This window comes from Embleya sp. NPDC050154 (genome assembly GCF_044460165.1).
GTDB lineage: Bacteria > Actinomycetota > Actinomycetes > Streptomycetales > Streptomycetaceae > Embleya.
Window position 1 is genome coordinate 73,066 of the sequence record NZ_JBITJP010000016.1, and the last position, 22,135, is coordinate 95,200.

Annotated in this window: 14 protein-coding genes and 1 pseudogene; 3 read left to right on the top strand and 12 right to left on the bottom strand. The window is 70.2% G+C overall.

Annotation, left to right across the window (positions count from 1 at the left end; translation table 11 throughout):
• Window positions 1–137: 137 nt before the first annotated feature.
• The 4 genes from ACIBSV_RS30270 to ACIBSV_RS30285 form a co-directional block, all read right to left on the bottom strand.
• Complete coding sequence (locus ACIBSV_RS30270; protein ID WP_395868579.1) at window positions 138–1,622, bottom strand: glycosyl hydrolase family 18 protein; 1,485 nt, start codon at window positions 1,620–1,622, stop codon at window positions 138–140.
• Window positions 1,623–2,026: 404 nt separating this feature from the next.
• Complete coding sequence (locus ACIBSV_RS30275) at window positions 2,027–3,010, bottom strand: hypothetical protein (protein ID WP_395868581.1); 984 nt, start codon at window positions 3,008–3,010, stop codon at window positions 2,027–2,029.
• A 272-nt stretch (window positions 3,011–3,282) separates the two neighbouring features.
• Window positions 3,283–3,519, bottom strand: a complete 237-nt coding sequence (locus ACIBSV_RS30280) for a hypothetical protein (protein ID WP_395868583.1) — start codon at window positions 3,517–3,519, stop codon at window positions 3,283–3,285.
• A gap of 417 nt (window positions 3,520–3,936) precedes the next feature.
• Window positions 3,937–4,443 (bottom strand): Lrp/AsnC family transcriptional regulator, encoded by a 507-nt coding sequence (locus ACIBSV_RS30285; RefSeq protein WP_395868585.1) that lies wholly within the window; start codon window positions 4,441–4,443, stop codon window positions 3,937–3,939.
• Between the two features lie 206 nt (window positions 4,444–4,649).
• Here ACIBSV_RS30285 and ACIBSV_RS30290 point away from each other — a divergent pair, with 206 nt between their 5' ends.
• Complete coding sequence (locus ACIBSV_RS30290; protein WP_395868586.1) at window positions 4,650–5,825, top strand: MalY/PatB family protein; 1,176 nt, start codon at window positions 4,650–4,652, stop codon at window positions 5,823–5,825.
• A gap of 812 nt (window positions 5,826–6,637) precedes the next feature.
• Entirely contained in the window at window positions 6,638–7,480 is an 843-nt protein-coding gene (locus tag ACIBSV_RS30295) for an NAD(P)H-binding protein (protein ID WP_395868588.1), read from the top strand.
• Window positions 7,481–7,755: 275 nt separating this feature from the next.
• Here the strand turns inward: ACIBSV_RS30295 and ACIBSV_RS30300 are convergent, their stop codons facing one another.
• Window positions 7,756–8,064, bottom strand: a complete 309-nt coding sequence (locus ACIBSV_RS30300) for a DUF4190 domain-containing protein (protein WP_395868590.1) — start codon at window positions 8,062–8,064, stop codon at window positions 7,756–7,758.
• 440 nt (window positions 8,065–8,504) lie between these two features.
• On the opposite strand from ACIBSV_RS30300, the pseudogene ACIBSV_RS30305 reads away from it, so the two are divergent.
• Window positions 8,505–8,939, top strand: a pseudogene (locus ACIBSV_RS30305) (MSMEG_6728 family protein); the annotation flags it as partial.
• A gap of 760 nt (window positions 8,940–9,699) precedes the next feature.
• Here ACIBSV_RS30305 and ACIBSV_RS30310 read toward each other — a convergent pair.
• The 7 genes from ACIBSV_RS30310 to ACIBSV_RS30340 all read right to left on the bottom strand — a co-directional run bounded on the left by ACIBSV_RS30310 (window position 9,700) and on the right by ACIBSV_RS30340 (window position 21,646).
• Window positions 9,700–10,548 carry a hypothetical protein gene (locus ACIBSV_RS30310; RefSeq protein WP_395868592.1) on the bottom strand — a complete coding sequence of 283 codons (849 nt, stop codon included), beginning with the start codon at window positions 10,546–10,548 and terminating at the stop codon, window positions 9,700–9,702.
• Entirely contained in the window at window positions 10,545–14,822 is a 4,278-nt protein-coding gene (locus ACIBSV_RS30315; protein ID WP_395868594.1) for a caspase family protein, read from the bottom strand. The genes ACIBSV_RS30310 and ACIBSV_RS30315 overlap by 4 nt, the downstream gene beginning before the upstream one ends.
• A 516-nt stretch (window positions 14,823–15,338) precedes the next feature.
• Window positions 15,339–15,536: a hypothetical protein gene (locus tag ACIBSV_RS30320; RefSeq protein WP_395868596.1), complete on the bottom strand. Its 198-nt coding sequence runs from the start codon at window positions 15,534–15,536 to the stop codon at window positions 15,339–15,341.
• 799 nt (window positions 15,537–16,335) lie between these two features.
• A complete protein-coding gene (locus tag ACIBSV_RS30325; protein ID WP_395868598.1) occupies window positions 16,336–17,040 on the bottom strand; it encodes a hypothetical protein in 705 nt (234 codons plus the stop codon).
• 382 nt (window positions 17,041–17,422) lie between these two features.
• A complete protein-coding gene (locus tag ACIBSV_RS30330) occupies window positions 17,423–17,794 on the bottom strand; it encodes a peptidase inhibitor family I36 protein (RefSeq protein ID WP_395868600.1) in 372 nt (123 codons plus the stop codon).
• A 441-nt stretch (window positions 17,795–18,235) separates the two neighbouring features.
• Window positions 18,236–19,087, bottom strand: coding sequence for an SAM-dependent methyltransferase (locus ACIBSV_RS30335; RefSeq protein ID WP_395868602.1), 852 nt, complete (start codon window positions 19,085–19,087; stop codon window positions 18,236–18,238).
• 624 nt (window positions 19,088–19,711) lie between these two features.
• Window positions 19,712–21,646 carry a flavin-containing monooxygenase gene (locus ACIBSV_RS30340; protein ID WP_395868604.1) on the bottom strand — a complete coding sequence of 645 codons (1,935 nt, stop codon included), beginning with the start codon at window positions 21,644–21,646 and terminating at the stop codon, window positions 19,712–19,714.
• Window positions 21,647–22,135: the final 489 nt, after the last annotated feature.

A 22,135-nucleotide genomic window follows, 5' to 3' on the forward strand; every position in this document is an offset into this window, starting at 1 on the left:
GGGGCCGCGCCGCGGGCCCCCCCCCGTTACCGGGGCCCCCGCACGGGGCGTGGGCCCCCCCAGGTGGCGGGGGGGGCCGGGGGGGGGCCGGCGGGCGGGGGGGCCCCCCGCGACCGTTCTCGGGTGCGGCGGGTGGGTTATCCCAGTCCGCCGTTGAGGGCGGCGGCGAGTTCGCCGTTCTCGGTGTCGCCGCTCAGCTCCCAGAAGAAGGCGCCGCCCAGCTTCTGTTCCTTGGCCCACTTCGTCTTGACGGCGAGGCTGGCCGGGGTGTCGTAGCCCCACCATTCGTTGCCGCAGTGGCCGTACGAGGTGCCGCCGGCCAGGCCGGTGGCGGGGCAACGAACCTTGAGCGCGCGGTAGCTTCCGTCACCCGACGCGGGCGCGGTCGCGGTCCCGCCCGGTTCGCTCTGGGTGACGCCCGTCCAGCCGTGGCCGTAGAAGGGAATGCCGAGCAACAGCTTCTTCGCGGGTACGCCCTTCGTCCGGAGCTTGGCGATGGCGTCCGCCGAGTTGAAGCTCGGCACGGGGATACCCGGATACGACGTCAGCGGCGAGTGCGGGGCGGTCGGGCCCTGCGCCATCCACGGCCCGAAGAAGTCGTACGTCATCACGTTGTACCAGTCCACGGCCCCCGAGGCGCCGCCGTAGTCGGCGACGTCGAGCCTGCCGCCCGGGGCGGCGTCGGCCGTGATGGCGGCGGTGACCAGGTTGCCGGTGCCGAAGCGGGCACGCGTGGCGTCCAGCAGGGTCTTGATCGCCCCGAAGCCGCTCGCGTCACAGGTCAGACCGCACGCGTTCGGATACTCCCAGTCCAGGTCGATGCCGTCGAACACGTCGGCCCAGCGCGGGTCTTCGACCACGCTGTGGCACGACTCGGCGAACGCGGCCGGGTTCTGCACGGCCTCGGTGAAGCCGCCGGACCAGGTCCAGCCACCGAACGAGTAGAGGATCTTGATGTGCGGGTACTTCTTCTTCAGCTCGCGCAGCTGGTTGAAGTGGCCCTTCAGCGGCTGCTCCGGGGTATCGGCGACCCCGTCGACGCTGTCGGCCGCGGCGTAGGGCCTCTGGTAGTCGGCCCAGGGATCGCCGACCACGCACTTGCCACCGACGACGTTGCCGAACGCGTAGTTGATGTGGGTGATGTTGCGGGCCGTGCCGGACGTGTCGATGTTCTTCGCCAGGTAGGGGCCCCAGTTGGTGAAGTAACCCAGCTTGATCTTCGCTTCGCCGGTGGTGCGTACCTTCAGGGGGGCGCCGGCGGGACCGACCTGGTCCCTCGTGTCGCGCGCGACGACGGTGTAGGTGTAGCCGGTCCCGGTGTTGAGGCCGCGGTCGACATAGGACGTGTGTCGAACGGTGGCGACCTTGACGCCGTCGCGCAGCACGTCGTAGTTCCGCACGCCCCGGTCGTCCCAGGCCGCGCGCCAGGAGAGCTTGACCGACGTGTCGGTGACGTGGCTCGCGTGGGGCCTGCCCGGCGCGGTCGGCGGCCGGTCCCTGCCCCAGTCGGAGCCCCGTTCGGACGTCTCCGAGCCGCCGGTGCCCTCGGCATGGGCCGGCCCGGTCAGGCCGACCATGGCCCCCAGGGGCAACAGCAGGGCCGTGAGCAGAGCGATGAGCATACGACCGCGCCTGGTGCCCGGCCGGTCGGGGTCTCGCGAGTGTGTGACGGGTCGTGCGGTGCCTGTGCTCAAGGGAACTCCTCGAACTCGGTCCGAACGTGCGGGGACGCTGCGCCGCCACGCGGGCGCGTCGTGAGCTCCGACATACCCGTCGCGGCTGCCTGAGCCTAGGAAAGGTCCGAACCACCGGTCAATGGTCTGAACCAGATTGGTCTGGACCAGAGTTCCGCGACATCCGATCCTCGACGGCAGAAGCCTGGAAATATTTATCCTGCGTTACGCCCCCCTCCCCGACGACGCGGCGTTGAGCGGCGCCGCGGTAGGCGCGGCATTGATCATCCGGCTCCGCACATGATCCGCAGGACGAAACCCGGCCGGCGCCGCGTGCCGCGCGTTCGGACGTGTCAGGGTGCGGGAGGTTCTTCGCCTCGGGCTGTGCGGCGGAGGGTATCCGTGGCGGCGTTGCGGATGGCTCGGGCGCCTCGCGATGCGCGTCGGCGGCTCAACTCGCGCAGGATCGGGCGCGGGGTTCGCGGATTGGCGGCCAGCAGGACGAGGACGTCCGGGGCATCGCCGGCGGCGAGTATGGCGGCTTCCTCTGCGTCGAGGGACGAACTGGACGCGAGCCTGCGGTGTTCGCGGCGGCGGAGCGCGTCGGCGACGTGCGGGTCGGTCGAGGCGCGGGCGCGATCTTCGAGCAGTTCGTTGCGTGCCGGGTCCGGGACGGGCGACTCGAGCACGAGGGCGAGGACGTGCGCGTGGGGGTGCCGGTCGAGGAAGTCCGCGAGTCGGACGGCGTCGCTTGCCTCCGCGTTCGCCAGGTGCCGGGCGTGGAACGCGGCCGCGTTCCACGCGAGGTCCGTCGACGCGGCGCCGAGTATGTCTTCGTACGCGGTCTGTTTGCGCGTCGAGTCGGGATCGATCTCGGCAAGCGCCCGCAGCAGCCAACCACCCGGGACATCGTGGTACCGGCGGACGAAGGCGGCGAACTCGTCGGGCCGGACGGCGGGATCGCGATAGAACTCCAGCCCCACGGTCAGGATCGACTCCGGGTACCGGTGGACCTCACACATGCGCAACAGCAGGCTTCGAGGCCCGGTGCGATGCCCCAACGCACCGATGAGCACGCCACGGTCGCACAGTTGGAGAAGGTACGCCTCGGACATGCTCGGGTTGTCGAGGAATCCGGCGCCGAGGTCTTCGTGCCCTTCGGCGACCACCGTCTCGACGATCCGGCGAAGTTCCGCGGCGGACACGGCCGCCGTCGCCGCCGCTCGCTCGATCGCGTTCCTCAGTGGCGCGGTGTTGTTCGGGGTTTCCAACGTCGGGTAGAGGTCACGACGCCAGGATGGGCACGCCATCCCGGCAACGAGCGTCGCGGTACTCACGTCGTCTTCGGTGACCACCATGGTGACCGCAGCAGCCTGAGTGTCCGGTGCAATGGATTGTTTCCTTGATCGAGAATGACGCTGGAGCTTCCATCATTGAAGCAGGGTCGAGGAGCACGGCCCTCGACGACACCGGCGACCACGACCACGACCCACGACCCACGACGAACCCAACAACCGGCCCTGCGCGCCCGGTCCGGCGGCGATCACGGTCAGTCCGAGTCGTTGAGTCGGCCGGCCGGGACCTCACCTTTTCCGGGGTCCCGACCGATCTACTCCAAGGCGGCTACCGTCACCAAATGAATCTGCTCCGGCGGCCCCGGTGCCAGGGGTTCCGTAACGCGCCCGTCGACGGTCGGGAAGGCCGGCCCCAGGGCAATGGCGACTTGGTACTGCTGTGGGTTCTGCCCGATTTTCTGCCAAGTCGGCGAGCCACAGAGGTAGTCATCGACCTGTACCCCGCCGGAGATCTCCGTACGATCGGTGAAATTCCACTCAACGGCGTTCATCGCCGAACCGTACCGTTCAGGGGCGTTCGGTCCCCGCCGGGCCACCAGTGCCCCGGCCACCACCCTGCCGTCGCGGAGGATGACGGCCGTCGGCATGAGTGCCCCCTGGAGGAGACGCGCTCCGGTGTCCGACCGCAGCACGTAGTCAACCAACGGGGGGCGGTCTGCGGCCGGCCTGTGGACTCCACGTATCTCGACGGACAATGGACTGTCACCCGACGCCTTACCGTCGAATGTGTCGCCGCAGCCGATCGGCCCGTGTGCGCGGTCGTCCGGTCCCCGGCCGGCGGCGCGCCGGCGGCACTGCCGCCCGCAGACCGGCCGTTGCGGCGGACGCCGCGCCCCGTACGGTCCGGCGGTCCCGTCCGCATCGGCCCTCGCGCAGCGCCCGCAGCGCCGGCAGAGCGCGAGACGACGTCACGGATGACCCGCGGTACCCGGCCCCCCGGTGCCGGGGAGCGGAAGCTTGAATCCCGACTTGACCTGTTCGTGCGTCAGGAGGCTTTCGTACCTGCGCACCGTCTTGTCCTCGATGAAGAGCTTCCGGGACACCTCGCGGTATGCCGTGAGGTCGGGCGTCACCAGCACGACGACGTAGTCCCATTGGCCGAGGACGGAGTAGCACTGCTGTGCCGTCGGCTCCGCGCGCAGCCGTGCGCAGAAGGCCGTGTGCTGCGCGTCGTCGTTCTCCACCAGTTCCACAAGCGCAACCGTCGTCAGGCCCAGTCCCACCGCTTGTGGATCGACGACGGCGACTTCGGCCCGGATCACACCCGTGCGGCGCAGTCGGCTCATCCTGCGCTGTACGGCGCTCGGCGACAGTCCCACTTTGTCACCCAGTTCGTGCAGGGGCTGGGCCGCGTCGGTCTGCACGAGGTCGAGCAGCAAGTGATCGATCTCGTCGAGAAAGGGGGTCGGGGGCACGCAATAAAGTTGCACCAAGCCGCCAAAATCGTCAATCGCATGGACCGCTGTCCGTCCTACGATCATCGAACCCAGGCGCATTCCGCGCCCGAGAGCGGCTTTCCCGCCGCCACCGCAGCATCCCTGCGACCGCCCCCCCGGTGGACGGGCGGGCGAGGCGCCGGCGCCCTGCTCTGCGGCCGGCCTTCAATGGATCGGAGCCCCCTGTGTTCGACGCTGTCACCCTCGAGTCCCTGCGGCAGCGGCCAGGCGTCAAGTGGGGCGCGGTCGCGCCCGGTGTTCTGCCGGCGTGGATCGCGGATCAGGACTTCCCCGTCGCGGCCCCGGTGCGTGACGCGCTCCTGCGCAATCTCGACGCCGACCTCGGCTACCCGGCGTGGGACGACCACCCCGAAGCGAACCCGCTCAACCAGGCCTTCGCCGAACGGATGAAAAGCCGCCACGACTTCGTGCTCGACCCCGGACACGTGCGTCTGTTCACGGACCTGATTCAAGCGCTCCAGGTCGTTCTCCATGTCGCGACCCGTCCCGGGGACACCGTCGCGATGCACGTGCCGGCCTATCCGCCGTTCCTGCAGACCCTGACCGACATGAATCGTCGGCTTCTCCCGATCCCGATGGTCGACGACGGCGACGGCTGGTCCTTCGACACGCAGCGATTGGCCGAGGACGTGGCCCGTCACGGCTGCCGGGTACTCCTGCTGGTCAACCCGCACAACCCCACCGGGCGGGTGATGAGCCATCGGGAGCTCTCCGCGTTGGCGGAGATCGCCGCCCGCCACGACCTCCTGGTCATCTCGGACGAGATCCATGCCGACCTCACCTACGAGCCGAACCGGCACATCCCGATCGCCTCCCTGAGCCCGGACACCGCCGCTCGCACGGTCACCCTGACCTCGGCCGGCAAGGCGTTCAACCTGGCGGGTCTACGCTGCTCGGTCGCGCACGTCGGGGACGAGCGCGTCCGGCGGGCCCTGGAGAGTCAGCCGCCCCTGCTGTTCGGTGAGGTGAGTTCGCTCAGTGTGTTGGCCACCCTGGCGGCGTGGCAGGAGGGCGACGCCTGGCTGGCCGAGGCCCGGGCGACCCTCACCCGCAACCGCCGCATGGTCGCCGAGTCGTTGCCCACCGGGATTCGCCACCACCTTCCCGAGGCGACCTACCTGGCCTGGCTGGACTGCCGCGCGCTTGGACTCGACACCGATCCGACCGCGTTCTTTCTCGACCACGCCGGGGTCCGGCTCAGTCCCGGCTCCGACTTCGGACCCGGCGGAGACGGCTTCACCCGCCTCAATTTCGCCACCTCCCGAGGAGTCCTCGAAGAGATCCTGCACCGCATGCGCACCGCCGTCGACCGACGCGCCCCCGACCCGGCGACGAGGTAGCCGAGCGCGCGCCGGCCAGGATGAGGTCGATCATCGCAAGCCGGATCGTGGCTTCGGAACGGCGTGGACAGGTCTCGTAGTGGCGGGCGAGCCGACGATGGTGCACGAGCCGACCGAGGGAGCGCTCAACGATCCGGCGCCAGGCGACGACCGTGAAGCCGCGGCCACGGTCGTCGGGGTTGCGGCGGACGACCTCCACGCCAAACGGTCAGTCCGCCGGGTCGGGTGGCCAGGGTCCCGGTTCCGGCGGTGTTCCCGTCGACACCCGCAGTTCCCCGGCCGGCGCCCGGCCCGTCATCCATGCCGCCACATCGGCCGGCGCCCCGCGGACCTCCACCGGCTCCCCCGCCCCCGAAGTAGGGGTGAACGCGGCATCGTCCGCGTGCAGGACGAGTCGGACTCCGTTCGGTGTCCTCGGCTCAAGGAAGGAGAGGGCGTGGAGCGCGAATTCGGCAAACCAATGGCGAGGAGAGCAGCCAAGGCCCAGATCGACCGCGCGGAACTCGGCTTCCCGCCAACGCGCCCTCACCGTGTCCAGCACGGTGGCATGACGAAAGCGAACCGGCCGGCCCCAGTCGTCGGCCGTACACCCCGCCCAGGCGGCTTCGAGGCCCCTTTGCGCGCTGCCCAGGTCCTCGCGCAGCTCGGCCGCGGTGCGCGAAGCACCCCGATCGCGGTGCGCGAAGCACCCCGATCGATGGACGCGTCACGCGCTGATGCCGCTCCGGGCCGGGCTCCATATAGGAACGGAACCTTCCGCATGCGTGGCTACAGTCGTGCCGTTCAAGCAGCCCAACCCTTATGGAGCCGTCGTGATTCTGATCGTCGGAGCAACCGCGCATTTCGGGCGTGAGACCGTCGAGACCCTTGCCGCCGCGGGCACGAAGGTCCGGGCGTTGTCCCGCACGCCGGAGAACGCCGGCCTGCCTGCCGGGGTCGACGTGGTGAGAGGCGACCTCACCGACGCCGCATCACTGCGCCCGGCCCTCGACGGCGTCGAGAAGGTCTTCCTCGTCCTTCCCTACGGAATGGACCCGAGCACCCTGCTCACCGAGGCCGCCGTCGCCGGGGTCCGGCACGTCGTGTTCCTCTCCTCGGGAGCGGTGGTCGGCGACGCGGACTCCGTGCAGTCCGACGTGATCGCGGCCTACCACGCCGGAGTCGAAAGGGCCGTCGTCGCCCGCGGTCTCGACTGGACCTTCCTGCGCCTGCTGTTCCCCGCCATCAACACGCTGAGCTTCGCCCCGCAGCTCAAGGAATCCGACATCGTCCGCGCCCCGTATGCCGGTGCCGCCGCCTCCGTGGTCCACGAGCGCGACGTCGCCGAGGCGGCCTCGGCCGTCCTCACCGGCGACGGCCACGCCCAACGCACCTACGACCTCACCGGCCCCGCCTCCCTCACCCAGACCGAGCAGGTGCGCGTCCTCGGCGAGGCACTGGGGCGCCCCTTGGCCCTCGAGGAACTCGACGACGGCCCCGTCCGCGAACAGATGAGCCGCTTCCTGGACGCCCCATTCGTCGACGCCCTGTTCGACTTGATGGCCGCCACCGTCGACACAGCCGCGCCGGTGAACGACACGGTCCAACGACTCGTCGGACACCCCGCACGCACCTATGCCCAATGGGCCACCGACCATCGCGCGGACTTCTCCTGACCTGCGCACGAACCCGCCCCCGACTCCCCACCCCTGTCCGGACACAGGAGAACGGCCGGCGAACGACGGACCGGCGCCGCGGCGGGATCAGCTGCCACCGCATGCCGGCGACTACGTCCGGCGCGTGGACGGCCGCACCGGCTCAGGACTGGGAACGCCCGCAGGCGCGGGATCGATCGAGTGGTGGTTCAAGCGCGTGAATCGACGGCGGGGCCGCACCCAAGATTTGCAATGGGTGTGGCTCCGCCGTCGATTACGCGCGGACCGTAGGGCGCTCAGCCGTAGTTGAAGTAGAAACTGCCGCCGTTGTTCGCTGCCGCTATCAGGAGGACCACGAACAGTAGGACGTCCACAACACCGAGCACGATCGCGGCGATCGACATGCCCCGCCCACCCGCGCCCGCACGGCTGCGCCGCAGCCCGACCGCACCGAAGATCACGGCGAGCGGGCCAAGGATGATGTTGAACAGGAACACGCCCACGACCCCACACACCAGACCCGCCACCGCGAGACCGTTGGTGCCGGTGCGAGCCCCCGATGCCGCCCGGCCGGTGCGTTCGTAGGAACCGCCATAGCCCGTCATGTCGACGCCCTTCCCGTACTGATCGATTGTCGTGCCTGCCTGACCGACGCCTGCCCCGACGCGGGATTCCCATGCCGACGACAATGCGTACCGAGCACCCGAACAGCGAACGGCCGCGATACGAACTCCCCGACGGAACAGGCCGATACGCGACCTCGACCGCCTGACCACGATCCCGAGGGATCGGCGGGAAGCGCCTCCGATCCGAGTCGGGAGCCCCCATACCAGCCCAGGATCCGGCCGCGGGATGCACTCCGCATCGCCGCAGATCTCGTCTACGAGTGCGGTGTGGCACGGGACGCGCGCGCTCTCGGCGCAGATCGGGTGACGGGCGCCCTTGCCCACACCGCTGTCGTTCCGCACGCGCACGGCGCCGGTCGACAACCGGTTCCGCGGTGTCGGATCGGGTACTCGAATCCGATCCTTGCGAAGGAGCGGATGTGCAGACCTTTTTGCCCGACCCCGGGTTCGAGGCGACCGCGAGGTCACTCGACGATCGCAGACTCGGCAAGCAGCGCGTGGAGACCTTCCAGATCCTGCGGGCGCTGGTTTGGCCGACCTACGGTTGGAAACATCACCCCGCCGTCGCGATGTGGCGGGGATTCGTCCCGGCACTGGTCTGCTACGGCCTCGCCATGTGCGCCGAGTGGACCCGTCGTGGATTCCGCGACACGGTCGCCGCGCAACTGCTCGACTTCACCGCGGGTCGCGTCCCGCACCGGCCCCGCCTGTACCGGGAGGGCATGCTGCCGCCGTGGCTGGGCGATGAAGCCCTGCACCTCAGCCATAGATCGAAGCTGGTGGCCAAGGACGAAGCACGATACCGGCGGCAATACGGGCCGGATGTGCCCGCCGATCTGCCGTATGTGTGGCCGCTCCCCTGTTTCCCCCGGTGGCCGATGCCGGTGGGAGCGGCGGCCGCGTTCGAGTTGGCCCCCGCGTTGCAGGTGTTGGATCGCGATCGGGCAACCACGCTGGAGGAAGGGGCGTTTCGGGCGGTCACCCGGGGACGCGACTTCGAGGCCGAGGCGTCTGGCGCGCAGGGACGAGACCTCGCACTGCTCGTGAGCCTGGGGCGGGCGGGGCCCACCGTGTGGTTCACCGGCACGCCGCTGCCCGACGCGAACGAGGCCACGGACAGCACCCGGGTGCCCGTCCCCGAGGACACTCCCGCAACGGGCGGGTCGATTGCCCGGGCACCGGACCCGGCCACCCTCCAGGCCGTGCACGACCAGGCGAGAGCACCGGTGCGGGTACGTTTTCTGCGGCCCGGCCAGCCGATCGTGGATCGCTGGGGAAAACCGGGACTGCTCGTGGTCAACCACGGTGACGGCCCGATTCGGCCCGCACGTCCGAAGGGGGTACCCGTCCTGCGGCTGCGGGCGACGTGAGCCGACCGCGGATGCCTCAGCGTGGACCGTCGCTCGGCACGATCCGGTGCTGCTTGGCGGTCGCCCATGAACGCGCGGAGCGCGGCAGCCGAACTGCCGTTGCCACGGACCTGCTTCCCGCAGGAGGAGTCCGCGACCTTCCGGATGGAACTCGCGGTCGCCTTGTCCGGGAAGATCGGGAAGCTCGGGAAGCTCTGGTACCGGTGCGCTCGACCGAGCCTCGTGATGTGCCGGTTCGGAGGTGTCAGAGCGTGGAGTTCAGGATTTCGCCGAGGCGTTGGTGCGCGAGGTAGTTCTTGGCGAAGTGAAAGTCGAAGGCGCCGATGACGGTGTGCTCGTCGGTGTCGACACCCTCGAAGGTACGGCCGATCCCGCCCCTGGGAACGGCGACGATGTCGCCGGGGTCGGCGAGGTTGGCCCAGCGGGCCACTCCGGGCGGGCGGGCGCCGCGGCCGTCGATGGGCGCCGGGCGAAGGCGGGGCAGGACCGCGTGTGGCAGGGCCAGGGGCGAGCCGAGGGTGACCAGGAGGTCGATCCTCAGGTCGGGGCGTGCCCACAGGGCCTCGTAGGCGACGACGGATCCGAGGGAGTGGGCGATCACGACGCGGGCGCCGGTTCCTTCGATGGCGTCGGTGACCCTGGCCCGGGCGACGGCGCGGGCCGGGCTGTCGGGGTTCTTCAGATAGGCGGGGACCTCTCGGCAGAACCCCGCGACGAACCACCTGGTGGCGGGTGGGCCGAGAAGGCGCATGCGGGCGAGGGTCTCGACGGCCTGGCGCACCTCGACGGTCGACTCGCCCGCTGCGACCCCCCGGGGCAGGTCGAACGTGTCCAACCACTGATGCGCGAATTCGGTCTCGGACGGGTCGAGGTGGTCGAGGTCGTCGCCGGCGCCTTGGCGGCCGGACTTGACCAGCAGGTCGGCGTAGTACGCCACGGACACGTCCGGCGGCGACGCGCCGCCTCCGGCGCGTCGCAGGGCGGTGGCGAGGTGTGTGGCCCAGATCCGGGAAAGGGTTTCGGCGGCTTGTTCGGGAGTCTCGCCGCGGCGGCGGTTCCAGATGCCGTGCACGCCGACGATCGCTGCTGTCACGAGCTCTCCCTGGGGAAGAAGTCGGTGCCTGTTCCATGCACCGGGCGCTCGCCCGGGTGGTGCGGCTTTCGGTGCAATACCGCGATGTCCCGGCCGAAGCCCGCGAACAGGCGACCGTCCGGGCCCCAGTCGAGAGCCACACACGCCGAGGGCAGGGGAATCCGGTCGAGACACCGTCCGTCGGCCAGGTCCCAGACGCGCGCGGTCCGGTCGTTGGAGCCGGTGGCGGCGACGGGTCGTCCGTCGATCGTCGTGCACGCCACGGCTCTCACCCAGTCGGTGTGTCCTTTGAGCGGTTGGCCGAGTTGAGTCTGCGTGGTCAGGTCCCATACCCGCACGGTGGCGTCGTGGGAGCCGGTGACGGCGACCGGCCGGCCGGCGATCGTCGTGCACGCGACGGCTCTCACCCAGTCGGCATGTCCTATGAGCGGTTCGCCGAGTTGAGCGTGCGCGGTCAGGTCCCACATCCGCACGGTGTCGTCGTCGGAGCCGGTGACGGCCACGGGCCGCCCACCGACCACCGCGCACGCGACCGCGACCACCCCGCCGAAGTGTCCGGTGAGGGACTCGCCGAGTTGAGCGTGCGTGGTCAGGTCCCAGATCCGCACCGTGGTGTCGTTGGAGCCGGTGACGGCCACGGGCCGTCCGTCGACCACCGCGCACGCGACCGCGACCACCCCGCCGGTGTGCCCCGTCAGGGGTACACCGAGTTGTGTACCGGTGTTCAGATCCCAGACCCGCACGATGGCATCCCACGAGCCGGTCACCGCGACGGGCCGCCCACCGACCACCGCGCACGCGACCGCGACCACCCAGTCGGTGTGTCCGATGAAGGGTTCACCCAGCGGTGTGCCGGTGCCCAGGTCCCAGAGTCGCACGGTGGCATCACGGGAGCCGGTGGCACCGAGGGGACGCCCGCCGACCACCGTGCACGCGGCCGCGTCGACCCAGTCGGTGTGTCCGGTGAGAGGTTCACCGAGCGGTGTGTGCGTGGTGAGGTCCCAGATCCGCACGGTGCGGTCGTCGGAGCCGGTGACGGCGACCGGCCGCCCTTCGAGCTTCGTGCAACCGACCGCGATCACCGCACCGGTGTGCCCCGTGAGGGCTTCACCGAGGGGTGTCCGGGTGGTCAGATCCCAGATCCGCACGGTGTCGTCGTCGGAGCCGGTGACGGCGACGGGCCGTCCATCGATCACCGTGCAGGCGACCGTGCGCACCGCGCCGGTGTGTCCGGTGAGGGGCTCACCCAGGGATGTGCCGGTGGTCAGGTCCCAGATCCGCACGGTGCGGTCGTCGGAGCCGGTGACGGCGACGGGGCGTCCGTCGACCAGGGTGCACGCGACGGCTCTCACCCAGTCGGTGTGCCCGGTGAGGGGTTCGCCCAGCGCCGTGCCGGTGGTGAGGTCCCAGACCCGCACCGTGGCGTCGTGGGAGCCGGTGACGGCGACGGGCCGCGCGTTGATCGCGGTGCACGCGATCGCGACCACCGTGCTGATGTGTCCGGTGAGGGGTTCGCCGAGGGGTGTGCCGGTGGTCGGTTCCCAGACTCGCACGGTGGTGTCGTTGGAACCCGTGACGACGACGGGCCGCCCGGCGACCACGGTGCACGCGATCGCGACCACCCCACCGGTGTGTCCGGCGAGGAAGGGCTCACCCACAGGTGCTCCGGTCGTGAGATCCCAGACCCGCATGGTGGCGTCCTTGGAACCGGTGACGGCCACGGGTCTCCCGCCCAGCACCGTACACGCGATCGCGACCACCGCACCGGTGTGTCCGATGACGGGCTCGCCCAACGGTGTGCCGGTCGTGAGGTCCCAGACCCGCACGGTGCGGTCGTTGGAGCCGGTGACGGCGACGGGACGCCCGCCGACCACACTGCACGCGACCGCGACCACCAGATCGGTGTGTCCGGTCATGGTGTCGCGAAGCGCGGGGTTCAGGATTCCACCGGTGGCGGCGACGGTCGTCCACACGCCGGTCTCGATCCGGTCGTCGAGCGTGCTCGCGGGAGCGGCGGCTCGGTAGCGAATGGCATCGGTGGCCAGGAGCCGCCGGCGGGTGCCGGGATCGGCCTGACGGTGCACGCCGATCGAGGCGCGGTAGACGGCACGCGCCGACAGCGCATCGGTGCCGCCGGCGCGAGGAAAGGCACGCACGAGGGCGATCGGGTCACCGTGGACCAAGTACTCCGTGTCGGTGAGGAGTTCCTCCAGGCGGCCCGCGGCTTCGGCGTGCGCCGGAGCGTGCCGCAGGAGGTACGGAGGGGCGGTGTCCCAGCTGCGCACGTGGCCGTCGTGGGTGGTGTGCGTCGCAAGAAAGTGCTCCAGGACGTCATCGGGCGTGGGAGCAAGGGGGTCCGTCGTCGACTGTCGCACGAGATGATCGACGAGTCCCTGGTGAAAGAGGCGGTACAGCAGCGTGTCGTCGTGGTCGGGGGTCGCACGCAGGTAGAACAACGCCTCGGAGACCAGCGTTCGGGCGCGATCGGGATCGACGTCGGCGAACAATCCGGCCAGGGGTAGCGCCACTTCCAAGGGCATCCCCGCACCCCGGGCCAGGGCCAGTGCGGACAGGATGGCACGGACGCCCGGACCGTCCGGACGCGAGGCGAGATCCAGGTCGAGCACCGCCGGCAGTGTGGTGGGCGCCGAACTCCCCAACCGCCCGGCCGTGTCCGGGTCGGCCGGTGCGGGGACCTGCGTGAGGTGACGAGTGAAGATCCCGGCCACGAGGAACGCGCCCCACTCCGCACGGCGATCCGGGTTCGGGGCGAGGCGATCGGCAATCGCCCGGGCGAGATGATGACGGATCGCGCGCATCCGGGGCGGGCCGAACGCGGAGATGTCGGCCAGGCGGGCTCCCAAGTGGTCCGCCAAGTCCTCGCGAACCTCGTCGGGATGGGCGTCGTCCAGGTCCAGCAGGCCGCCCACATCGATGGCGCGGTCGAGCAGCGGGGTGAACATCGGCCTGCGCCGCGTCCCCACCAACAGGCGTACCGCGGGCGTGCCGTCGGCACGAGCCACGCCCACCAGTCGGACCAGATTCGCGCACAACGCCACCGGCTCCGAAGCCTCGTCCAAGGCGTCCACGATCACCACCGGAACCTCGCCCGTCGCGGGCAGGAGAGCGATGAACACCGTCGCGTCCATGAGCACGTCCGGCCCGGGATCCATGCCGAGTTGACGGGCCGCCGACGCGAACACCTCGGCCGACGTGCGCCCTCGGGCGTGCACGGCGGCCAGGAGGTCGTTGATCGACGGGCACCCCGACGCGTCCCGCGCGTCCAGCCGCTCGCGCACATGCCCCGCGACCGCGACCAGTTCGGGATGCGACGCACACGCCAACGCCCCCAACAGCGCAGACTTGCCCACTCCCGGATTGCCCGTCACCACCCGCAGGCCACCCACCGCGACGTCGTCCAACCACGGCGCGAGCACCCGCAACTGCGAGCGCCGGCCGGTGAACCGCACCCCGGCCTTGTCGGTGAAGTGCCGCACGTCCGAGGGATCGAGAAACACTCGCAGCGCGGGCTCGACACCGGCCAGGCGCGCCGCGTCGGGGTCGTGGACCGGGTTGGGAAAGAACGGCAGGTTCGGCTCGTCCTCGGCCAGCACCATCGCCGTGCTCTGCACGCTCTGCACCATCCCGGGCATACGCTCCACCCGCTGCGCCACCCGTCGGGCCACCTTCGAGAACGGTACGTGCGACCGGGCGGGATCAGTGTCCAACCCCGTGCGGGCCACCTCCTCGAACACCTCGGCCAACGCGACGCTGAACCGCCCGTCGTACGCGTCCTGCCCCGCACCCGAAGCCGTCATCACCCACGCGTACGCCGGCGTGTCCGATCCGTGCACCATGTGCGGCAACGACGCCGCCCGCCCCGACCGACACAGGTCGAACAGGAAGAGCGTCGGAGACCCCAATCGCTGCGCGTCGTCCACCCATTGCGCGACGTTCGTGCCTCGACCCACGCACGCGTCGGCCGGCACCACGTCCACCCGGTACGGGTTGGCGGCATCCGCGTCCCCGTGCGACGCGACATACACGACCCGGGCGGCGCCCAATGCCTCGTCCACCGCCGTGCGCAACGCGGCGGCGCCCACGTCCCTGTGCACTTCGGTGGTGTAGCCCAGGCGGTTCAGCGCCGCCGTGACCGGCGGCACCACCTCGTCCACGAACGGCAGGTCCGACCACGCCACCGCGCCGACCGGAACCTCGCCGATCCCCGCCGCGAAGCGCCCGATCCCCACCACCAACGCTCGGACAACCCCCACTCACGCCCCCCACCCGACAGGAGACACCAGCCTGGCAGACATTGCCCGACCGCACCCTCGAAAGGACGCAACAACGACGAACAGCCCAACAACGCCGGGAGACTTCCCGGTTCCCGCGGGCAGGCGCCGAGACCGGGCGCAGGACCCGGTCGAGGACGCGCACCGGTGCAACGTGCCGATCCGCGCGGAGGAACACGACCGTCTGATCCCGCTTTCGGCACCGCCGCCTGCACCCACCCGTCGAGATCCTTGGCCGCCCTCACCTTGTCGCCGACGTTCATCCGCCGGCGGACGCAGGTCACTGCCGATAGCCGCTGTACAAGCCCGGCGACACCCGCCCACACGGCGGCCACCAACAGCGATGTGGGTCAGGGGCGCCGGCGGTGGAACCGGCACTCGTCGTCCCCGGCGCCGAGTCGGAAGGGCGGTGGGAGCCGTTCGAGGAAGGACTTTCGCCCGCGCCGTTCGATCCGGCGGGCCTGGTGGACGACGCGAAGCCGTCCCGCTCCTTCACCGTCATTCCTGGAATGTCGTGGTCTCCCCCAGTGCGGCACGTCCGGTGTCGATGTGGTTCACCGGCGCGGAGTCGTCGGCGTATCCGAACGAGATCCCGACCAGCAGTTTCCCGGCGGTGCCGCCGAGTTCGGTGCGTACGTCGTCGGCGTAGAAGCTCAGCAGCCCCTGCGGGCAGCTCGCCACGCCGTACGCGGTCATCGCCGGCAGAAGCGTCTGGTGGCGAAGGTGAAGGCCGGCTTGTGGGGCCGCCGGCTTGCCCGGGTGGTTGCACCGGCCATGGCCGACGGTGACGGCGGTGACACGAGGCCGCGCGCACGGCGGCAGGGAAGCCCGCCCGACTGGATCGACAAGCAGCTGCACGGCAGACAGTCATTCGTCTGGGACTGCCCGCCATCCACTCCCACCGGCACGAGTGAGCCGCGGCGGTCAGGACCGGGGATGGCTCGCCGAGCAACTTGTCGTTGGACACGTCCTGGCGTCGGAGTCCCTCTGCGGCTGTGCAAGTCGGGCAGCGGGTCACCGCCGAGGTGGTCGCCGTGGATCAGGAGGAGGGCCGGGTCCGGTTTCCGCCGGGCAGCCCAGCGACAACTCTGCTATCCGGCGTCCACGGTGCAGCGCAACGGCAGTTCGTCCCGGCCCTGCGCATGGCCAAGGCCGCAGGCGAGACCGCCTTCGCCGCGCATGTCATCTCCGGCCTCGCCACCCGGGCCGTCTTCCCACGACGCGGACCCGACGCCGCACCTCGCCTGCGCCGGAGCCACCGCCGCAGGAACCCACGCACGGCGCTGCCGGCGCGGCTGTCGGGGCCGAGGCACGCGGCCGCGCGGCCCCGGGCAGTCCCCGGGCGACGAACGCGAGGCGCGCCGCGCGCCGGCCGACGCCGGAACCCGCCTCGAACACATCGGCGGCGGACACGACCAGGCGCACGGCCTGCCTCCGAACCCGCCGTTCCGTGAATGCAGGCGCGTTGCCCGCGTGGCCGGTGACCGCCGTGCGACTACGACAGCCAGAGTTTTCGCTCGATGATGGCGCCCTTGCGGGCGCCTTGTTCGGTGACGAAGGGGGTGATCTCCACGCCGGAACGGCGATGGTTGACCTGTGACGGCGTCAGTGGCGTCCGCGGTGCCTTCCACGCGGCGGGCTTGAGGCCCAGGGCCACGACGGAGAGGGCCGGCACGGTGTCCGCGGTGCGTACTCGGGCAGACGGGTCGCGCGTTACCGAGGAGATCGCGGCGGAGGCGTCCGGAGGATTCCTGGCCTCCTCGAATCTGGTGATTTCGCCGAAGTGTTGCATGCCGGCTCTCGCGGCGAACTCTCCGAAATGCGCGACGTGATGGTCGACTTTGGCCTCGAAGAACTGGGCGTCAAGGGCCGATGGTGACGAATCCCCGGTCCTCGTCGTCGCGTTGCGCCCTCGTCGATGCGCTCTTCGCAGCAGGCGATCGTCTCGCCGTGCCCGGCGAAGCTCGCGCTTCGCTTCTTTCACGGATTCCATACCTGGACGGGCTGTTCGAGGTACCTCCGGGTTCCGGCGGTTGGCCTTCCAAACCCGTCGGTCGTACTTTGCCTGGATACGCCTGCCGTACACCATCTCTCGGGCGATTCGTACCGCCATCGCCGTCGCGTCCGGCGTCAGACCGGCCAGGCGGGCATCGTTCGCGTCTCTACGCGCGGCCCAACTCGCCCTCATGCGCTCGAACATGCCCCTCCATCGTGACTCTGCAAACGCCGCGCAAGAGCCACCCGTGCGACGACTTCGACCCGGACACTCATCGAGACTCCCATGAAGTCACATCACCAGGGCTCTCGGCAACATCGATGACAGCGCGCCCGTTGTCCGATCGTCGAGCGCCGCCCGCGACGGACGGCCCCGACGCCTCGTTGCGATGGACATGACCGTGTCGCGCTCGTGGGGCAACGAGGTCGATCACGGGGTTCCTTTGACGGCCTGTCGCAGGGTGCTTTGGCGCCCCGATCCGCCGATCGGCGCGGCGGGCAGGCGGTGTTACCGCTGCCCGAGGTGGTCGGACAATCTTGTCTCGACCCGGTCGAGGCGCCCTTTCGCGTATTGCTTGCGGACGCGGTCAGCACCGCCGGACGGAACTCACCTCGTTCCTCTGCGGCGACGGCAGGTTCGTGCTCTGGCCGTCGAGGATGTTGAGGATCTTGTTCCTGTACCCGGCATCGCGAAACAGGCACCAGTCGTCCTTGGTGTTGTTCCGGGCCGACCACACGTGGTCGTTCAACCGGCCCGACAAGACACTCAGGTCGGAGGCGCCGTCCTCAAGCTCGTAGTGCGCGCCGGTGCCGTTCGTACCGTAATAGATGCAGAATTTGTTCGAGTTGCACGGCCACGCCGACGCGTCCGTCCGTGCCGTCGCAGATGGGGCTGAGATCGTGACGGCTCCGACCAGCAATGCGGTGACTACTGCGGCGCTGCGCGTCCTGAAGGCCATGATGCCACTTCCTTTCACATTCCGAAGGCGCCGACGAAACGCATTTCGGCCCTGTCGCCCACTCGCGGCGTCGGCGGTCCGAGACGGGTCGATGTCAGGGTTCTACGCATCCGCATCCACCTCCAAGCAGGCCCGAGCCAACGATCACCCGAAAGGATGGTTGCGGAGGGTGGGCTTCCGGTGGCGCCGTACCCGCGGTGACGGCGTCGCCGAGCATCTCGCATGCGCCGCATTGGCCTGCGCATCGGCATGCGGTGCCGAATTCCGCCGTCACGGCCGCGAAGGCTTCCGAGGGTGGAAGGTGGTGGCGGGCCGACCTGCATGGGCACCACGGCACGTGTTCGTCCTCGAGCGCATGGCTCGGGCGCCCCGGGGGTCGAGGGGCCCGGCGGGGCCCGGCGGCCCCGGCATCCGGCGACCGACCGATGTCGACCCGCGCGATCAGCGCTTGCGGGCGACGCCGCCGAACTCGATCCATTCCGCGGTCTCCTGGGCCGGCCCGGGCGTTCCGTCCGGGCGCCAGGTGGATACCTCGACGAGGCCGGGGTCGAGCAGTTCCAGGCCGGTGAAGTAGCTCTCGACGTCCGCCGCCTCGCGGACGCGGCCCCAATTGCCCTGGGTAGCGGTGAGCATGAACTCGCTGAGACGCTCGCGTACTTCCGAGTCTGCCGAGACCAGGTGCGAGATGACGACGAAGCTGCCCGGGGCGAGCCGGTCCATGACACGTTCGACCAGAGCCGCCGGTTCATCGCTGTCCGGCAGGCAGTGCAGTACCGAGACGAACAGCGCCGCGGTCGGTTCGGTGACGTCGATCAACTTGGCCACTTCGGCGTTGTCCATGATCGCATCGGTGTCCCGAAAGTCCGCGGTGATCACGGTCGTTCGGTCGTTGTCCGCAAGGATCGCGCGCCCGTGCGCCAGCACGATCGGGTCGTGGTCGATATAGGCGACGCGCGACGCCGAGTCGACGCGCTGCGCTATCTGGTGCACGTTGTCCTGGGTGGGCAGGCCCGATCCGTGGTCGAGGAACTGCCGCACGCCGTAATCGCTCGCCAGCACCCGGACCGCGCGTTGGAGGAAGCGCCGATTGTTGATCGCGAGCGCGCGCGTGCCCGGCGCCGCTTTGGACAACTCCTCGGATGCCTCGCGGTCGACCCGGTAGTTGTCCTTGCCGCCGAGATAGTAGTCGTACATTCGCGCCACGCTGGGAACCGTGAGATCGAACCCGCCGGGCGGGTTGACCTGCGCCCGGTCCCGGGCATCGTCCTGCGCGTCGATCGAGCGCTCCGCCATGCGAATCCCCCACGAATACCCGGTAGTTGACGACGTGTCACACGACATGGACACGCCGGACACAGCCTAGCCGATGCTTGACCGAGTCCATATCCTCGACGCGCGGGCCGTCCCGCCCTCGTCGGCGCCGATCAGCCGGATGACCCGCGTCGGTCACGCGGAACGACAGCCGGGCGCTGACGCGGGCACGGCAACGTAGGGAGAACGCACGGAGTACGGTCCGCGTTCGATGGGTTGTCCGAGCCCTCGAGCGTGGCGCGACATCCCCTGCCCTTGCGGATCGCCTTGCGGCGCGCGGGGATCGCCCCCGTCGATCCTGCCGAAGCCGAGCGTCCCGCCGCCGTCCAGCGTCGCGGCGGCGGGCAGACGAGCCCGGGCGACGTGTTCGTCGATCAGTCGGCCTGGTTCGGCGTACTGCTGCACCGGCTCGACGGAACCGCCGCACGGCCGACCGCATCCCGACCCTCGCGAACTCGCCGCTCTCCCGGGCGCCCACAGCACGGCACGCGACCATCACGCCTCCGACGAGCAGGCCGAACACCCGGCGTATCGCCGCCTGTCGAGCGACGCGGGTGTTCCGGCACACGGATCGCGAGGCACCGTAGTCGGCCCTGCCGTTGTGCGTCAGTCGATGAGGTAGTCGTCGGGGGCGGGTCCCTTGGTCCAGTTCCAGTAGTCCACCAGGCGCCAGGGGCTGGCGGTGTAGACCTCGCCGTCGGCGTTCTTGAAGTAGGAGTGCTTGATGGTCGGGTGCGACCACACCAATTGCCGGACTGCGGCGCGGTGTCGGGCGACGTAGTCCTCGAGGGCTGTGTGAGTGGGTTCGAGGGCGCGGGCGCCGCGCTCGATGACGGCTTCGATACAGGCGGAGATGTACTGCATCTGGCATTCGGATTGGAAGATCAGGCTGCCGCCGTGTGCGAGGGCGGTGCCGGGGCCGTACATGCAGAAGAGGTTGGGGAAGTTCGGCACGGTGATGCCGAGGTACGCGGTGGGTGTCTCGCCCCACTGTTCGGCGAGAACCGCCCCGTCCCGGCCGACGACGCGCATGGGGTAGAGGTAGCGGTTGGCCTGGAAGCCGGTGGCGTAGACGATGATGTCGGCCTCGTGGCGCACGCCGTCCGCGGTCACGACGGCGTCCTTGTCGATGCGCGCGATGGGGTCACGGACGAGGGTGACATCGTCGCGTTTGAGGGTGCGCAGCCAACTGCCGTTGTCCTGAAGGGTGCGCTTGCCGGTGGCCGGGTAGTCCGGGAGGACCTTGGCGAACAACTCCGGGTCGTCGCCGACCTGGCTTCGGATCCAATCGGTGAAGATCTCGCGGGTGCGGTCGTTGCGCTCGCTGATGGAGCGCTCCTGGTGCGGCCATTCGGGGTCGATACGGGCACCTTCGAGAGCGCCGTCGCTGCCGGGCCAGAAGATCATGAAGCGGTACCAGCGTCCGTAGAAGGGCAGGTGCCGCATGGCCCACCGCACGCCCGGACCGACCTTGCCGTGGTAGTTCGGGTTGGGGAACATCCACTGCGCGGTGCGCTGGAAGACGGTCAGGTGCGCGACGTCCTCGGCGATCGCGGGTGCGATCTGGAAACCGGACGCGCCGGCTCCGATCATCGCGACGCGCTTCCCGCGGTGGTCGACGCCGTGGTCCCAGTGGGAGGAGTGGAACACGGGGCCGGCGAAGTCCTCCGCGCCATCGAAGTGGGGGATGTGGGGTCGGTTGAGCAGGCCGACTGCGGAGATCACGGCCCGGGCGGTGACCGTGTTCTCCCGGGCGCCGGGGCCGCGGGTGGTGACCCGCCAGGTGCCTGTGGGCTCGTCCCACACGGCCTGGGAAACCTCGGTGTTCCAGCGGACGTGGTCGGCGATGCCGTGACGTTCCATCACATCGCGGAAGTAGCCCTGGAGTTCGGGCCCGCGGGCGTAGAACTCGCTCCAGTGGTCGGAGGGTTCGAAGCTGTAGCAGTAGAAGTGGTTGCCGACGTCGACGCGGCAGCCGGGGTAGGTGTTCTCGTACCACGTACCGCCGACATCCGGGTTCTTCTCGATGATCGTGAAGGGGATGCCGGCCTCCTTGAGGCGGATGCCCGCGAGCAGGCCGGACTGGCCGCAGCCGATGACCAGCACCGGGAACGCTTCGCGGGCCGCGGCGACCCCCGGGGTGGGGACGAACTCGGCAGGCTGCTCCCCCAGTTGCATGTCCTCAAGCATCATGGGCACGTACTCGGCCGGGATCTCCGCGCAGGCGACCCAGTTCATCATCGCGTGGAGCAGTTCGGGGCCGGGCTGCGTGGGCAGGGTGCAGCCGTTGTCGCGATAGGCACGTATGGCGTCCAGGGCTCGGGCGCGGACCCGGGCCTTCTCATCCTCGGTGAGGAAGCCCTGCACTTCGTTCAGGACGAGGCCGCGTGGGCGTATCGGACCGCTGATCCACGACGGGTCACCGGTCAGGTGGACGAGCGACAGCATCAGGGCAGGGATGCTGACGTCTTCGAGTGCGGCGGCGATGGTGGCGTCGTCGTCGGTGAAGGGAAGCCCGACGTGCGGGTGGCGTTCGGACATGCTCGTGTGCTCCTGCGCGTGGGGGTGTGGACAGGTACTCAGGGACGGGCGAGGCGGCGGGCGGGTCGGCCGGGGGCCGGTGCGCCGGGCGGGGGCGCCGTTCTGCCGGCGGCGAACCGATTCCGGGGTCGGCTCGGGTTCGGCTCGGGCTGCTGCGGGCGGCCCGTGCCCACCGCGAACGAGTAGCCCCCTGCCCGCGTGAGCGGGCTGGAGCGTGGTGCCGTGGTCCTCTCGGGGACGGTTTCCGTGCGCGGCCGGACGCCGGTGCGGCCCGCGGTGCGCCGGGACTGTGCCGCCGACGGGCTGCGGGGCGCCGCCCTGGACCGGCCGCGGTCCCTGACCGTCGCGGTGGAGCGACGCGTGTGCACCGCCCCGGCTTCCCCGCTGAACCGCGCCGGGAGCCGCAGCGAGCGGGCTCCGCTGCCGGCGGCCGGGCGGTCGCGCCGGCCTTCGGTACGGCGTCGCTCCGTCGCGCATCGGCGAGGTTCC

What these genes read in the sequence shown, in the direction of transcription:
- ACIBSV_RS30270 (WP_395868579.1), bottom strand. Translation starts at nt 1,622, where the DNA reads ATGCTCATCGCTCTGCTCACGGCCCTGCTGTTGCCCCTGGGGGCCATG.
- ACIBSV_RS30280 (WP_395868583.1), bottom strand. Translation starts at nt 3,519, where the DNA reads ATGAACGCCGTTGAGTGGAATTTCACCGATCGTACGGAGATCTCCGGC.
- ACIBSV_RS30300 (WP_395868590.1), bottom strand. Translation starts at nt 8,064, where the DNA reads ATGACGGGCTATGGCGGTTCCTACGAACGCACCGGCCGGGCGGCATCG.
- ACIBSV_RS30320 (WP_395868596.1), bottom strand. Translation starts at nt 15,536, where the DNA reads ATGACCGCGTACGGCGTGGCGAGCTGCCCGCAGGGGCTGCTGAGCTTC.
- ACIBSV_RS30325 (WP_395868598.1), bottom strand. Translation starts at nt 17,040, where the DNA reads ATGTTCGAGCGCATGAGGGCGAGTTGGGCCGCGCGTAGAGACGCGAAC.
- ACIBSV_RS30330 (WP_395868600.1), bottom strand. Translation starts at nt 17,794, where the DNA reads ATGGCCTTCAGGACGCGCAGCGCCGCAGTAGTCACCGCATTGCTGGTC.
- ACIBSV_RS30335 (WP_395868602.1), bottom strand. Translation starts at nt 19,087, where the DNA reads ATGGCGGAGCGCTCGATCGACGCGCAGGACGATGCCCGGGACCGGGCG.
- ACIBSV_RS30340 (WP_395868604.1), bottom strand. Translation starts at nt 21,646, where the DNA reads ATGTCCGAACGCCACCCGCACGTCGGGCTTCCCTTCACCGACGACGAC.